Here is a 14,276-nt window from a genome sequence, read left to right as displayed (position 1 = left end):
GCCCGACTGAGCCCCGCCCCGGCGGACCGGGCGCTGCGTCTGGTGTCCGCGGCGGAGAGCGCGTGGCGCGCCGGTCTGCCGGACGTGGCGCTGGACCTGCTCGGCCGCGCGGGGGCCCTTCCCCGGTCGCCCGCGCTGCGCACCCGGGCGGCCGCTCTCGACGGCACCATCGCCGTGCGGACCGGGTCCGTCGAGCGGGCGCGGGACGTCTTCGTCGACGCCGGCACGCAGGCCGCCGAGGGGGACCCCGACACCGCCGTCACCCTGCTCGCGGACGCGGTGGCGGCCGCCCAGTTCGCCGGGGACATCGCGACCGCGGCGTCCGCGGCCGCACTCATCGCCGCACTCGAGCCGCGAACCGCACGAGCGCGCTGGGTGGGCACCATGGCGGTCGCCGTGGCCGACATCCTCACCGGCCAGGGCGGCCCCGGGCTCCTGCGCTCGGCCATCGCGGAGGCGGACGAGTTCCTCGACGACCCCCAGCTGGCCCCGTGGCTCGTCGTCGGCCCGCTCTACCTGCGGGAGAGCGCCGTGGGTCGCGACGTCATCCCGACGGTCGTCGCGCACTCCCGCCGCCGTACCGACATCGGCGGGCTGCCGATCCTGCTCTTCTACGTCGCCCGCGACCAGGCGACCACGGACCGGTGGGACGACGCCGTCGCCGGGTACACCGAGGGGGTCCAGCTGGCGCGCGAGGCCGGACAGGTCACCGACGTGACCGCCTGCCTGGCGGGTCTGGCGTGGCTCGAGGCGCGCAGGGGTGCGTTCGACGCCTGCGCCGAGCACGCCGAGGAGGCCCTGACCCTCGCCCGCCAGAACCATCTGGCGTTCTTCCAGGTCTGGGCGATGACGGCGCTCGCCGAGCGCGAGCTCGGTCTGGGCCGCGCGGAGGCCGCGCTCGACCGGTACCGCGCCCTGGAGGTCGTGCTGTCCGAGCTGGGTCTGGTGGACGTCGACGTCTCGCCGGCCGCCGAGATGGTCGAGGTCATGGTGCACCTCGGCAAGGACGACGAGGCGAGCGCCCTGGCCGCGACGCTGACCGAGCGCGCGGAGGTCAAGGGCCAGCCCTGGTCGCTGGCGCGCGCGGCTCGGTCAGCGGGGCTGACGTGCTCGGACGCCGACGTGGACGTGTGCTTCTCGGTCGCGCTGGCCTACCACCAGCACACGCCCGACGCGTTCGAGGCGGCGCGCACCGAGCTGGCCTATGGCTCCCGGCTGCGCCGGCTGAAGCGGCGCGTCGACGCCCGGCCCCACCTGCGGTCCGCGCTCGCGACGTTCGAGCGGCTCGGCGCGGTGCCGTGGGCCGACCGCGCCGCCGCCGAGCTGCGGGCGACCGGCGAGACCGCGCAGCGCCGCAGCGCGACCGCCCTGGACCACCTGACGCCGCAGGAGCTGCAGGTGGCACGCATGCTCGCGGGCGGGCGGACCACCCGGGAGGCCGCCGCGGCGCTGTTCCTGTCCCCGAAGACCATCGAGTACCACCTGCGCAACGTCTACCTGAAGCTGGGGATCCGGTCCCGGAGCGAGCTCGCAGACGCGCTGGCGGACGCGCTCGCGGACTGAGAGCAGTCCTTCGCCGGGGACCTGTCGAGAACCGCGGGCGCCGTTCGAGGAGGGGGTGTACGGCCGGATCCGCCCGGTCGCCGACACCGAGGAGTCACCATGTCCGCCACCTCAGCCCCACGCACCGGCTCGGCCGAGTGCCCCACCGACCCAGCCGTCCGCGTCACCAGGTCGCTGCTCGGCTACGGCGTCCTGGCCGGACCGTTCTACGTGGTGGCCTCTCTGGCCCAGGCGCTGACGCGCGACGGCTTCGACCTGACGCGCCACGCCTGGTCCACCCTGGCCGACGGAGCGCTCGGGTGGATCCAGATCGCCAACCTGGTCCTCACCGGCCTCATGGTGGTCGCGTTCGCCGTCGGACTGCGCAGAGCACTTGTCACCGGCCCCGGGCGCCGCTGGATCCCGCTCCTGGTCGCCGCGTGCGGCACCGGCTTCGTGCTGGCCGGGGTGTTCCGGGCGGATCCGCAGGACGGGTTTCCCGTCGGCTCGTCGGCACCGACCGTGCCCAGCACCCACGGGATGCTGCACCTGCTTGTGTCCGGTCTCGGGTTCGTCGCCCTGGCGGTCGCGATGGTGCTCGTCGCCCGGCGGTACGCCACGCAGCGTCGCCTGCTCGGCACCGTGCTCTCGGCCGGTGCCGCGGCCGCTCTGCTCGGCGGGTTCGCCCTGATCGCGTCGCGCCCCGATACCGTCGGGGTGCTGTCGTTCACCGCGGGGATCCTGCTGGCCTGGACCTGGGTCAGCGCGTTCGCCGTCGACACCTACCGCCGCACGGCTGCCTGAGAGGCTGACGACGATGCGCTACTTCGCCACCCTGCGAGTCACCACCCAGCCCACCACTCCTCCGCCGCCGGCCCTCTTCGAGGCGATCATGGCGCTCGGTGCGGAGGCGACCGCGGCCGGCGCGCTGCTCGACACCGCCGGGCTCATGCCGAGCGCCGCCGACGGTGCCCGCGTGGAGCTGCTCGACGGGCGCCTGACCGTCACGGACGGGCCGTTCGCCGAGACCAAGGAGCTGATCAGCTACGCGGTCTACGACGTCCGCTCGCGCGACGAGGCGGTCGAGTGGGCGAGCCGGTTCGTCCGCCTGCACCAGGAGCACTGGGACGGCTGGGCCGGGGAGGCCGACGTGCTGCGGGTCTATGAGCCCTGACGGCAACGCGACGACGGACGGCCGTCGCAGCTCCGCGCACCGCACCGCCGAGACGGTCTGGCGCATGGAGTCCGCGGCGGTCGTCGCCGTCGCCTCCCGGGTGGTCGGCGACGTCGGGATCGGCGAGGAGATCGCCCAGGACGCCTTCGTCGCCGCCCTGGAGCAGTGGCCGGCGGACGGCGTCCCACCCAACCCCGCGGGGTGGCTGGTCACGACGGCCCGCCACAAGGCACTCGACCTCGTCCGCCGGCGGAGCACCTACGCCCGGAAGCTGGCCGAGGTCGGCCGGTCGATCGACCAGGAGGCAGGCGAGGACGTGGACGCGCTGCTGGACGACCACATCGGCGACGACCTGCTCCGGCTGGTGTTCACCACGTGCCACCCGTCGCTGACCCCCGAGTCGCGCGTGGCCCTGACCCTCCGGCTGCTGGGCGGACTGCGGACCGACGAGGTGGCCCGCGGGCTGCTGATCAGTGAGGCGACGGCCGCGCAGCGGGTGTCCCGCGCCAAGCGCACGCTCGCGCGGGAGGGCGTCGGCGTCGAGCTGCCCGCCGCGGACGCCATGCCCGAGCGGCTGGCCTCGGTGCTGGACGTGCTCTACCTGGTGTTCAACGAGGGGTACGTCGCCACGTCCGGTGACGACTGGACACGGTCCGAGCTGTGCCACGAGGCGATCAGGCTGGCGCGGGTGCTCTGTGCGCTCCTGCCGGACGAGGCGTCGGTGCACGCGTTCGACGCCCTGCTGGAGCTGCAGGCGTCGCGTCTGCCCGGACGCGTGTCGGCGGCCGGTGCGCCCGTCCCGCTGCTCGAGCAGGACCGCCGCCTCTGGGACCGGCTGCTGATCCGTCGTGGGACGGCTGCCCTGGAGCGGGCCCACCAGCTCGGCGGCGCGCGTGGGCCGTACGCGCTGCAGGCGGCGATCAGCCTCTGCCATGCGACCGCCCCCGTGGCGGCGGACACCGACTGGCCCCTGATCGCCGGGCTCTACGCGCAGCTCGACGCGGTGTCGCCCTCGCCGGTCGTGTCGCTGAACCGGGCTGTTGCTCTCGGCATGGCGGGGTCGCCCTCCGACGGGCTCGCCCTCCTGGAGGGGGTCGAGGGTCTCGCTGACTACCCGATGCGCCGCGCAGCGCGAGGGCAGCTGCTCGAGCAGCTGGGACGCACGGCAGAAGCGGTCGACGAGTTCCGGGCCGCCGCGGAGCTGACGCGCAACGCGGGCGAGCGCGAGCTCCTGCGGCGACGTGCGGACGCGCTCCTCTAGCTGGCGACCACCACGCGGATCTCGTTGTTCCACGGGTCCTCGAACGCCAGCACGCGGCCGTCGTCGCGCGTGGCGATGCCGCGGCTGGTCAGGCGGGCGCCGAGCGCCCCGCGCTCGTCGTCGGTCGGCAGCTCGATGGTGACCTCGCCCAGCCCGAGCGCCGGCCAGCGCCCCTGCGCGCCGCGGCTCTGCCACGTGTTCATCGCAAGGTGGTGGTGGTAGCCGCCGGCCGAGACGAACAGCGCCTGGGTGCCGTACTCCGCGGTGACCTCGAACCCGACCGTGTCGACGTAGAACTGCTGCGCGGTCGCGATGTCGCCCACCTTGAGGTGCACGTGGCCCACCGCGGCGGCGCCGTCGAGCGCGTCGGGATCCGTGAGGTTCTCGCGCAGGAAGCCGTTCGGGTCCAAGTACTCGGTGGCCATGGCCACGCGGCCGTTCTCCCAGGCCCACTGGTCGCGCGGCCGGTCCCAGTACAGCTCGACGCCGTTGCCCTCGGGGTCGTCGAAGTAGAGCGCCTTGGACACCAGGTGGTCCGAGCTGCCCGTGAACGAGGACGGGAAGTGCCGGGCGACCGAGTAGACGGACGAGGCGAGGTCCCTCTGCTGGTCGAACAGGATCGCGGTGTGGAACAGCCCCGCGGCTGACGCCGGGGCGTGCTTGAGCAAGGGGGTGTGCTCGAGGACGACCGCCGGGACGCCGACGCGGCCGAGCGTGACGCGGTCGCCCTCGGCCTCCAGGACCGACAGGCCGATGCCGCGGGAGTAGTAGTCGGTCATGCCGTCCAGGTCGCCGACCTTGAGGACGACGGCGCCGACGTCGGTGCGACCGTCGAGGATCTCGCTCATGCCGTCAGCCCGAACCCGCCGGTCCACGACGTCTTCTCCGCCGCGGCGAGGGTCAGCTGCAGGAACCCGAGGGCCTCGAGCTCGTGGGCGCGCTTGAGGGAGCCGGCGTCGACGGCGCGCAGGCCGCCCGCCTCGACCACGGACACCAGCGCGGACTTGGCGTCGGCGTCGTCGCCGGCGACGAGCACCGACGTGGGCTCGCCGCCGACCTCGCCGGACGTGAGCGTCGCGGCGAAGTTGGTGTTGAACGCCTTGAGCACCGACGCCCCCGGCACGGCCTGGGCGATGACCTCGGCGGCGGAGCTGCCGACCGGGACGACCAGCGAGTCGAACGTCTCGAAGTCGAGGGGGTTGGTGAGGTCCACGAGCACCTTGCCGTCGAACTGGCCCTCGTACTGCGCCAGCAGCTCGGCCACCGCGCCGAACGGGACGGCCAGCACCACGATGTCGCCGGCCAGCGGGTCCCCCACCGTGCCGTGCGTCGCGCCCGGGATGGCCACCTTGACCGGCTGCCGGGTCAGGACCTGCGCGTCGTTGCCGCCGGCGACGACCCGCCAGGCGATGGCCGAGCCCATGTTGCCTGCTCCGATGATGGTGACCGTGCTCATGACGTCCTCCTCGATTGGTTGTTGCTACAACAACTGTACCCCTAATAGTTGTAGCGTCAAGTTCTTGCTAGGATCCGTCCCATGAGCGAACCCCGCTGGCTGACCCCCGAGCAGCTGCGCGCCTGGAAGAAGCTCATCGCCGTCGTCGAGCTGCTGCCCGGCGCCCTCGAGTCCCAGCTCCAGCGCGACTCGGGCCTGAGCCACTTCGAGTACTTCACGCTGGCCATGCTCTCCGAGGCGCCCGAGCGGACGCTGCGGATGACCTCGCTCGCCGCCCAGACCAACGCCACGCTCGCCCGACTGTCCCACGTGGTCTCGCGCCTGGAGAAGCGCGGCCTGGTCCGCCGCGAGGCGTGCGCCGAGGACCGCCGGGCCACCAACGCGATCCTCACGCCGGCCGGCTGGACGACCGTCGAGGCGGCGGCACCGGGGCACGTGGGCACCGTCCTGCGCACGGTCATCGACCCGCTGTCCGACGCCGACGTCGCCGACCTCGACCGCATCGCGGGTCGCATCCTGGAGGTCCTCGACCCGTCGCACGTCATGGTCGGGGTCCCGGCGACCGATGACTGAGGGGTGCTCCTCGCCCTCGGCCTGATCGGCTTCCTCGCGCTCGCCGCGACCATCGGCGTGCGCTGGATGGCCCGGCGCGTCGACTCGCTCGGGCGGATCGCGCCGTTCCCCCGGATCAGCGTCGGCCTGTCGCTCGTGCTGGCGCTGGGCTGCGGCGTCCCCATGGCCGTACAGGCCCGGCTCGAGGACCGACTCGAGGCAGCGGCCAGCCGGGTGGCGGGCGGGCCGGTCGACGTCTACTGCCAGGAGCTGGAGCAGGCGTTCGTCGACGTCGGCCCCGAGCTCGGCACGGTCGCGTGGGGACCGGACGGGGTGCCCGAGCGCTCGACCCTGATCAGGTTCGGCGCGTGCGGCGACCTGCGCACGTGGCTGGGCTCGGACAAGGCGGAGCCGACGCTCGACCAGGTCGTCGCCGTGCACGTCCTCACCCACGAGACGATGCACATGGTGGGCCTGAAGAACGAGGCGCGTGCCGAGTGCGCCGCCGTGCAGCGCGACGCGGTGATGGCCGAGGCCCTCGGCGCCTCACCGGGCGAGGCCAGGGAGCTGGCCCACCGGTACTGGACCGAGGCCTACCCACGGATGCCGGACCGCTACGTCGACGGCTGCGGGCCGGGCGGCGAGTACGACGAGGGACTGCCCACGGCTCCCTGGTGACCTGCGCTCAGTGGTCCAGGCACAGGCAGAACGGGTGCCCGGACGGGTCGGCGTAGACGCGGAACGGGTCCTCCGGGTGACCCTCCTCCTCCGGGGTCCCCGTGAGCGCCCGCGCACCCAGGGCCAGGGCCTGCTCGTGCCCGACGGCGAGGTCGTCCACGTCGAGGTCCAGGTGCACGATGGCGCCCGCCCGCCACGGCGGCACCGCGGCGTCCGAGCGCTGGAAGCCGATCCGCACCGGGCGAGCGGGGTCGACGATGAGGAGGAACTCGTCGCCCTCGGGGTCGGCTTCCTCGTGGCCGGGCGCCCAGTCCCAGCCCAGGAGCCGGCGGTAGAACTCGGCGAGCTCGCGGGGGTCGGCGCAGTCGACGGTCGGCTGGCGCAGGTGTCGGGTCGTCATGCCCCGACGCTAGGCGCTTCGTCACATGCCCGACACCTGGATACGGTTCACTCGGCGGACCATGGACCTGACCTCACTGGACCGCATCCGTGCGGCACACGACCGGACCGAGCTGGTGCTCGGTGCCCGCAGCGCGCCCCTGGCCGGCGGCACGTGGCTGTTCTCCGAGCCGCAGCCGGACCTGGTGGAGCTGGTCGACCTCACCACCCTGGGCTGGCCTCCGGTCGAGGTGGACGGCGCCGGCCTGACCATCGCCGCGACCTGCACGCTCCGCACGCTCGCTGACCTGTCACCCGTGCGCGGCTGGTCCTCGCAGCACCTGGTCGCGCGGTGCGCACGGTCGCTGGCGGCCTCCGAGAAGATCTGGGACGCCGCGACGGTCGGCGGGAACATCGCCCTGGCCCTGCCCGCGGGGGCGATGACGTCGCTCGCCGTGGCACTGGACGCGACCGCCGTCGTGTGGACGTCCGACGGCGGCGAGCGTCGGCAACCGGTCCTCGACCTGGTCACCGGTGTGCGGACGACGACGCTCACGCCCGACGAGGTGCTGCGGGCCGTGACGGTGCAGGCACAGGTCCTCGCCCAGCCGGCGGCGTTCCGACGGATCGCGCTGACGCGGCAGGGACGGTCCGGGGCGGTCGTCATCGGCCGCCGCGACCCGGCGGGCGGGCTCGTCGTCACCGTCACCGCCTCGGTGCCGCGCCCCTACCGCCTCGCCTTCCCCACGCCGCCGTCAGCGGCCGACCTGCACGACGCCGTCGACGCCGTCGACGACTGGTACGACGACCCGCACGGCGCCCCCGACTGGCGACGCGCCATGACGCTGCGGCTCGCCGAGCAGGTGCGCGAGGAGCTGGCATGAGGTTCGAGGTCAACGGCGTCGCGCTGGACGTCGAGCCGGCCCCCGGCCAGGTGCTGCGCACCCTGCTGCGCGAGCACGGTCACGTGGAGGTGAAGAAGGGCTGCGACTCGGGCGACTGCGGTGCGTGCACCGTGCTGCTCGACGGGCGCCCGACGCACTCGTGCCTGGTCCCCGCCTACCGGGTCGAGGGCAGGGCGGTGACCACGGTGAGCGGGCTGGACCCCGCGGTGGGGCAGGCCTTCGTCGACGCCGCCGCGTTCCAGTGCGGGTTCTGCACCGCCGGCCTGGTCACCACGGTCGACGGCCTCGGGCTCTCCCGGGACGACGAGGAGACCGCCCGGCTGCTCAAGGGAAACCTCTGCCGCTGCACCGGGTACCGGTCGATCTGCGACGCCGTCGCGCACCGCCGGAACACCGTCGACCCGCTGGCAGGCCAGGACGCCGGCCGGTCCGTCCGCTCCCCCGCCGCGCACCGGATCGTGACCGGCCGCGAGCCGTTCACGCTCGATGTCCCCGCCACGGACCTCGCGCACCTGGGCGTGCTCGGCAGCCCCCACCCGCACGCCCGCATCGTGTCGATCGACGCGTCGGCCGCCCTCGCCGCCCCCGGGGTCCTCGCCGTGCTCACCCACGAGGACTCCCCCGCGATCCTGTTCTCGACCGCACGCCACGAGTCGCGCCTCGACGACCCCGACGACACGCGCGTGCTCGACCCGGTCCTGCGGTTCGTCGGCCAGCGGGTGGCCGTCGTGGTGGCCGAGTCGCTGCGCGAGGCGTCCCGGGCCCTGGCGCTGGTCGCGGTCGAGTACGAGGTCCTGCCCGCGGTCGTCGACCCAGCGGTGGCCCGGGAGCCGGGCGCGCCCCTCGTGCACGGCGACAAGGGACCGGCGTCGCGGATCTCGGAGCCCGGACGCAACGTCGTCGCGCAGCTGCACGCCGAGATGGGGTCGGTCGCCGACGCGCTCGCCTCGTCGGCCCACCGCGTCCGCGGCACCTACCGCACGAGCCGCGTGGCGCACGCGTCCCTGGAGACGCACGCGACTCGGGGGTGGCTGGACGAGGTCGGGCGGCTGGTGCTGCGGACCAGCACCCAGGTGCCGTACCTGGTCCGGGACGAGATCGCGCACATCTTCGGCCGCGACCCGTCGACCGTCCGCGTGCTGACCGGGCGGGTCGGCGGAGGGTTCGGCGGCAAGCAGGAGCTGCTCACCGAGGACGTCGTGGCGCTCGCCGTCCTGCGCACCGGCCGCGCCGTGCAGTACGAGATGACGCGGGCCGACGAGTTCACCATCGTGCCCAGCCGGCACCCCGTCCGCGTCGAGGTCGAGCTCGGCGCCGACGCCGAGGGCGTGCTCACCGCCATGCGCATCGACGTGCTCAACAACACGGGCGCCTACGGCAACCACGGTCCCGGCGTGATGTTCCACGGGGTCAGCGAGTCGATGGCCGTCTACCGGTGTGCGAACAAGCGCGTCGACGCCGAGTCCGTCTACACGCACACCCTCCCCTCGGGAGCGTTCCGCGGGTACGGACTGGGGCAGATCATCTTCGCGATCGAGTCCGCGATGGACGACCTGGCGCGGGCCGTCGGCATCGACGCGTTCGACCTGCGGCGCCGCAACGTCGTCGTCCCGGGCGACCGGCTCCTGGTGGCCGACCCGGACGAGGTGGGTGACCTCGACATGCACTCCTACGGCCTGGACCAGTGCCTCGACCTGGTGCAGGCCGCGCTGGCGGGCCGGTCCGCGGAGCCGGCACCGCCACCCGGCACCCTCGTCGGCTCCGGCATGGCGATCGCGATGATCGCCACCATCGCGCCGCGCGGGCACTACGCCGAGGCCGCCGTCCGCCTGCTCGACGACGGCCGGTACGAGGCGAGCATCGGCACCACGGAGTTCGGCAACGGCACGACGACCGTGCACGGCCAGCTGGTCGCGCAGGCGCTCGGCACCACGGTCGACCGGATCGTCCTCGTGCACTCCGACACCGACGTGGCCGGCTACGACACCGGGGCGTTCGGGTCCGCGGGCGTCGTCGTCGCGGGGCTGGCCCTGCACCGCGCCGCGCTGCAGCTGCGCACCAAGATCCTGTCCGCGGCCGCTGCGCTGCGCGAGCACCCGAGCGACGAGCCCCGCACCTGGGACGCCGAGGACCTGACGCCCGTCTCCGCCAGCGGCGTCCCGCTGAGCGAGGTCGCGCGCGCCGTCCCCGGGCTCACCGGGCACGGCACGCACGACGGCTCGCCGCGCTCGGTGGCGTTCAACGTGCACGGCTTCCGCGCCGCCGTCGACCCCGAGACCGGCGAGGTCACCGTCCTCCGCTCCGTCCAGGCGGTCGACGCGGGCACCGTCCTGCACCCGGAGCAGCTGCGCGGCCAGGTCGAGGGCGGCACCGGTCAGGCCGTCGGCAGCGCGCTGTTCGAGGAGCTGCGGATCGACGACGAGGGCCGCGTGACCACCGCCTCCTTCCGCAGCTACCACGTGCCGCAGATGGTGGACCTGCCCCGCACCGAGGTCCTGTTCGCGCAGACCAGCGACGCGCTCGGCCCGCTGGGCGCCAAGTCGATGAGCGAGGCCCCGTACAACCCGGTCGCGCCCGCCCTGGCCAACGCGATCCGCGACGCCCTCGGGGTCCGCCCCCACGAGCTCCCGATGACCCCGGAACGCCTCTGGCGCCTCCTGCGCCCCTGACCCCCGCGGTCGTGCGGACGGTGGGGCGCCGTCAGCGGGGGTGGATGCGGGCGGGGTGGTGGATGGGGCCGGCCAGGTCGGTCAGCGGGAGACCCGTGGCGCCGCGGCGCGTGGCCAGCACCTCGGCGAGCACCGACACCGCGGTCTCCCCGGGCGTGGACGCGCCGAGGTCCAGCCCGATCGGTGCGTGCAGGCGCGCCAGCTCGTCGTCGGTCGTCCCGCGCTCCACCAGCTCGGCGAGCCGTCGGTCCTGCGTCCGTCGCGAACCCATCGCCCCCACGTACCCGGCTCCGGAGCGCAGCGCGGCGAGCACCAGGTCGGCGTCGAAGCGGTCGTCGTGGGCCATCACGCACACCACGTCACGCGCGCCCAGCCGCTGCTCCGCGAGGTGCCGGACGGGCCAGTCGACGACGACCTCGTCGGCCGCGGGGTGGCGTCGCCGGGTGGCGAGCACCGCTCGGGCGTCGCACACGGTCACCCGGTACCCGGCCGCACGCGCCACGACGGCCAGCGCGGACGAGAACTCGAGGCCGCCGTAGACCAGCATCCGCGGCGGCGCCGACGCGACCTCGACGAAGACCTCGATGCCGCCGTCCGGCCCCATCACCCGCACGATGCCGGAGCGGTCCACGGTCGGCACCGGGTTCGGGAGCGGTCCGTCGAGGGCGGTCACCGAGACGGCGTCGTCCCCACGGGCGGCAGCGGCCAGCACCGGCAGGTCCGCCGTCCCGAGCTCGCGCGCGTGGACCCGCAGCACACCGCCGCAGGTCAGGCCGACGGCGAACGCGTCCTCGTCGGTCACGCCGAACTCCTGCACGCCGGGGGCTGCGCCGCGCAGGACGTCGGTGCACAGCTCGTACAGGGCGCCCTCGACGCACCCGCCGGCGACGCTGCCCAGCGCGGCGCCCGTGTCGTCCACGGCCATCGACGTCCCCACGACGGTGGGCGCGCTGCCCGTCATCGACACGACGGTGGCGACGGCGACACGGTGGCCGGCGGTCAGCGTGGCGAGCAGGCGGTCGGCGATCTCGAGCAGGGTGGTCACCTCCCGGACGGGTCGGGGCGCGCGCAGGGTGCGACGAGCCTAGACCGCGGCCGAACGGCCCCGAGTACCGTCGGCCCTCTGGGACACGGCCTGCTCACCGGTGTCCCGGGAGGAGGAAACGCGCGTGTCACATGACCCCGGCACACTGCGGCCATGACGGCCCGACTGCACACCCACCAGTACGGCAAGGCCGAGACGCGCGTGGTCCGGATGGTGCGCGACTCCCCCCGCCACGAGATCCGCGACCTCAACGTCTCGACCGCCCTGCGCGGCGACTTCGCGGCCGCCTATCTCGACGGCGACCAGTCGAGCGTGCTGCCCACCGACACCCAGAAGAACACCGCGTTCGCGTTCGCCAAGCAGCACGGCATCGGATCGCCCGAGCGGTTCGCGACGCTGCTGGCGCGGCACTTCGTCGACGACGTCGGCCCGGTCTCCGGTGCCCGCGTGGACGTCGAGGAGTACGCGTGGGAGCGGGTGGTCGTCGACGGTGCCGAGCACGGCCACACGTGGGTCCGCAGCGGTCAGGAGGTGCGCACCGCGTCGGTCACCGCGGACGACGCCGGCACGACGGTGATCGCCGGCCTGAAGGACCTCACGGTGCTGAAGTCCACCGGCTCGGAGTTCCGCGGGTTCCTCACCGACGAGTACACGACCCTCCCGGAGACCACCGACCGGGTGCTGGCGACATCCCTGGTCGCCCAGTGGCGGTACGCGGGTGCCGACGTCGACTACGACGCCACCTACCGGACGGTGCGCGGCGTGCTGCTCTCGACCTTCGCGACCAGGCACTCGCTGGCCCTGCAGCAGACCCTCTGGCACATGGGCGAGGCCGTGCTCGACGCGGTGGACGCCGTGGTCGAGATCCGGTTCGCGGCACCCAACAAGCACCACTTCCTGGTCGACCTCAGCCCCTTCGGCCTGGAGAACCGCGGTGAGGTGTTCGTCGCCGCGGACCGTCCCTACGGGTTGATCGAGGCCGTGGTGGTGCGCGAGGGCGCGGCCGACGCGGGCGAGGCCTGGACGCGATCGGTGGGTGCACCGTGAGCGCCGCGACGAGCAGTCCGACCGCATCCGGTGGAGGTGCCGCATGAGCCCCCAGGACCAGCACCCCCTGTCGCAGGACGAGGGCTGGCTGTCGCAGGCAGTCGCGCTCGCGATGGCCAACGTGGCCGACGGCGGCGGCCCGTTCGGGGCCGTGGTCGTGCGCGACGGCGAGGTGCTCGGCGTCGGCCAGAACCGCGTCACCCGCGACAACGACCCCACCGCGCACGCCGAGGTCCAGGCCATCCGTGCCGCCTGCCGGGCGACCGAGAGCTTCTCGCTCGTCGGCGCCACGGTGTACTCGTCGTGCGAACCGTGCCCCCTGTGCATCGCCGCCTGCCTCTGGGCGCGGGTCGACCGCGTGGTGTTCGCCGCCGACCGTCTCGACGCCGCCCGCGCAGGCTTCGACGACCGGGCCTTCTACGACCTGTTCGCCTCCCACCGCGACACCTGGCCGATGCCGGTCCACAGCCACCGCATCCCGAACGCCGCCGACCCGATGGACGCCTGGCTCGCCCGCCCGATGCGCATCGAGTACTGACCCTGCCGCCCTTCAGCTCCCCCGGTACGTGGAGTACGCGAACCGGCTCAGCAGCAGCGGCACGTGGTAGTGGCTGTCGTCCACCACCTCGAACACCACGACGACCTCCGGGTGGAACCCCACCTGCCCGGTCGCCGCGAAGTAGGCGGCCGTGTCGAACGTGAACCGGTACCAGCCGGGCGGGACCTGCGCCGGTCCGAGCGAGCGGGCGCGGCCGTCGTCGTCGGTGGCCCCGGTGGCGACCCCGGACCACCGCCCGTCCTCGAGCACGGCGAGCGTCACGGGGACCCCGGCGGCGGGGCGCCCGAGCGTGGTGTCCAGCACGTGGGTGCTCAGCTGGCTGCTCATGAGGCGAAGAGGGTCGGCAGGCGCAGGAGCGCGATCTGGCGGAGCTGGTCGGCGACCTCCGCGGACTCGGCCTCGTCGGTGAGCTGCAGCCGCCGGTGGAGCTCGGCCAGGATCTCGGGTCGGCTCCGGCCGGCGGCCCGGATGAGGAAGATGCGGCCGAACCGTTCCTCGTAGGCGCGGTTGCCGTCGGTCATCGCGGCGACCAGGGCGGGGTCCTCGGTGCTCGACGCCTCCTGCTCACGAGCCGAGAGTCCGGTCGACCGCTCCCCGATCCGCGGGTGCGCGGCGAGCGCCTCGTCGACCTCGGCCGCGCTGAGGCGGCGGGCGGCGAGATCGGCGACGCCGGCGAGGGCGTCGAGCGAGTCGTACGGGCAGCCGGACACCACCTCGTCCACCCACCGTCGGACGTGCAGCGCCGTGGCGAGCCGCTCCCGCGTCTCAGGTCCGTCGTCGATCATCCGCGCCGCCTCCCTGTAGCGCTCCACAGTCGCGCACTGGCACCGTACGGGACGTGCCCGCCACCCACGCAAGCCTCAGCGGCATCGTCCTCGCCGCCGGCGCCGGGACGCGCCACGGCGGTCCGAAGGCGCTGGTGGTGCCCTGGCTGGCCGACGCGGTCCGGCTGCTGCTCGACGCGGGCTGCGCGCCCGTGGTCGTCGTCCTGGGGGCCGCCGCCGACGAGG

The 14,276-nt window shown here is 74.2% G+C and carries 16 protein-coding genes; 10 read left to right on the top strand and 6 right to left on the bottom strand.

What is annotated here, in order from left to right; translation table 11 throughout:
• From RYN42_RS16650 to RYN42_RS16635, 4 genes are all read left to right on the top strand, one after another.
• Positions 1-1,563, top strand: a 1,563-nt coding sequence (locus RYN42_RS16650; protein WP_315097926.1) for a LuxR C-terminal-related transcriptional regulator, incomplete at its 5' end; no start/stop codon positions are given.
• 99 nt (positions 1,564-1,662) lie between these two features.
• Entirely contained in the window at positions 1,663-2,346 is a 684-nt protein-coding gene (locus RYN42_RS16645) for a DUF998 domain-containing protein (protein ID WP_315097925.1), read from the top strand.
• Between the two features lie 13 nt (positions 2,347-2,359).
• Entirely contained in the window at positions 2,360-2,716 is a 357-nt protein-coding gene (locus RYN42_RS16640) for a YciI family protein (protein WP_315097924.1), read from the top strand.
• Complete coding sequence (locus tag RYN42_RS16635; protein WP_315097923.1) at positions 2,706-3,977, top strand: sigma-70 family RNA polymerase sigma factor; 1,272 nt, start codon at positions 2,706-2,708, stop codon at positions 3,975-3,977. Before RYN42_RS16640 ends, RYN42_RS16635 begins: the two co-directional genes overlap by 11 nt.
• On the opposite strand, the gene RYN42_RS16630 is transcribed toward RYN42_RS16635, so the two are convergent.
• Both RYN42_RS16630 and RYN42_RS16625 read right to left on the bottom strand, forming a co-directional pair.
• Positions 3,974-4,825 carry a VOC family protein gene (locus RYN42_RS16630; protein WP_315097922.1) on the bottom strand — a complete coding sequence of 284 codons (852 nt, stop codon included), beginning with the start codon at positions 4,823-4,825 and terminating at the stop codon, positions 3,974-3,976. The two genes, RYN42_RS16635 and RYN42_RS16630, sit on opposite strands and share 4 nt — an antisense overlap.
• A complete protein-coding gene (locus RYN42_RS16625; RefSeq protein ID WP_315097921.1) occupies positions 4,822-5,433 on the bottom strand; it encodes an NADPH-dependent F420 reductase in 612 nt (203 codons plus the stop codon). The genes RYN42_RS16630 and RYN42_RS16625 overlap by 4 nt, the downstream gene beginning before the upstream one ends.
• Positions 5,434-5,514: 81 nt before the next feature.
• Here RYN42_RS16625 and RYN42_RS16620 point away from each other — a divergent pair, with 81 nt between their 5' ends.
• Together RYN42_RS16620 and RYN42_RS16615 are read left to right on the top strand one after the other, a co-directional pair.
• Entirely contained in the window at positions 5,515-6,006 is a 492-nt protein-coding gene (locus RYN42_RS16620; protein ID WP_315097920.1) for a MarR family transcriptional regulator, read from the top strand.
• Positions 6,007-6,009: 3 nt separating this feature from the next.
• Positions 6,010-6,663, top strand: coding sequence for a hypothetical protein (locus tag RYN42_RS16615; protein WP_315097919.1), 654 nt, complete (start codon positions 6,010-6,012; stop codon positions 6,661-6,663).
• A 7-nt stretch (positions 6,664-6,670) separates the two neighbouring features.
• On the opposite strand, the gene RYN42_RS16610 is transcribed toward RYN42_RS16615, so the two are convergent.
• Positions 6,671-7,063, bottom strand: a complete 393-nt coding sequence (locus tag RYN42_RS16610; protein WP_315097918.1) for a VOC family protein — start codon at positions 7,061-7,063, stop codon at positions 6,671-6,673.
• 61 nt (positions 7,064-7,124) lie between these two features.
• Here RYN42_RS16610 and RYN42_RS16605 point away from each other — a divergent pair, with 61 nt between their 5' ends.
• Both RYN42_RS16605 and RYN42_RS16600 read left to right on the top strand, forming a co-directional pair.
• Positions 7,125-7,925 carry an FAD binding domain-containing protein gene (locus tag RYN42_RS16605; RefSeq protein ID WP_315097917.1) on the top strand — a complete coding sequence of 267 codons (801 nt, stop codon included), beginning with the start codon at positions 7,125-7,127 and terminating at the stop codon, positions 7,923-7,925.
• On the top strand, positions 7,922-10,615 hold the full coding sequence (locus RYN42_RS16600) for a molybdopterin cofactor-binding domain-containing protein (protein WP_315097916.1): 2,694 nt from the start codon (positions 7,922-7,924) through the stop codon (positions 10,613-10,615). The genes RYN42_RS16605 and RYN42_RS16600 overlap by 4 nt, the downstream gene beginning before the upstream one ends.
• 31 nt (positions 10,616-10,646) lie before the next feature.
• On the opposite strand, the gene RYN42_RS16595 is transcribed toward RYN42_RS16600, so the two are convergent.
• Positions 10,647-11,660, bottom strand: coding sequence for an XdhC/CoxI family protein (locus tag RYN42_RS16595; RefSeq protein WP_315097915.1), 1,014 nt, complete (start codon positions 11,658-11,660; stop codon positions 10,647-10,649).
• Between the two features lie 153 nt (positions 11,661-11,813).
• Between RYN42_RS16595 and pucL the strand changes: the two genes are divergently transcribed.
• On the top strand, positions 11,814-12,707 hold the full coding sequence (gene pucL / locus RYN42_RS16590) for a factor-independent urate hydroxylase (protein ID WP_315097914.1): 894 nt from the start codon (positions 11,814-11,816) through the stop codon (positions 12,705-12,707).
• Positions 12,708-12,750: 43 nt separating this feature from the next.
• Positions 12,751-13,245: a nucleoside deaminase gene (locus tag RYN42_RS16585; RefSeq protein WP_315097913.1), complete on the top strand. Its 495-nt coding sequence runs from the start codon at positions 12,751-12,753 to the stop codon at positions 13,243-13,245.
• Positions 13,246-13,257: 12 nt separating this feature from the next.
• Here the strand turns inward: RYN42_RS16585 and uraH are convergent, their stop codons facing one another.
• Positions 13,258-13,593, bottom strand: a complete 336-nt coding sequence (uraH, locus tag RYN42_RS16580) for a hydroxyisourate hydrolase (protein ID WP_315097912.1) — start codon at positions 13,591-13,593, stop codon at positions 13,258-13,260.
• The gene (locus RYN42_RS16575; RefSeq protein WP_315097911.1) at positions 13,590-14,051 is read right to left on the bottom strand and encodes a 2-oxo-4-hydroxy-4-carboxy-5-ureidoimidazoline decarboxylase; all 462 of its coding nucleotides are present in this window, start codon (positions 14,049-14,051) and stop codon (positions 13,590-13,592) included. Before RYN42_RS16575 ends, uraH begins: the two co-directional genes overlap by 4 nt.
• Between the last annotated feature and the right edge of the window lie 225 nt (positions 14,052-14,276).

It is taken from the genome of uncultured Cellulomonas sp. (assembly GCF_963527515.1).
Taxonomy (GTDB): domain Bacteria; phylum Actinomycetota; class Actinomycetes; order Actinomycetales; family Cellulomonadaceae; genus Cellulomonas.
The sequence above is the reverse complement of the archived record's forward strand: the minus strand, read 5'-3'. Positions and strand labels throughout refer to the sequence as shown.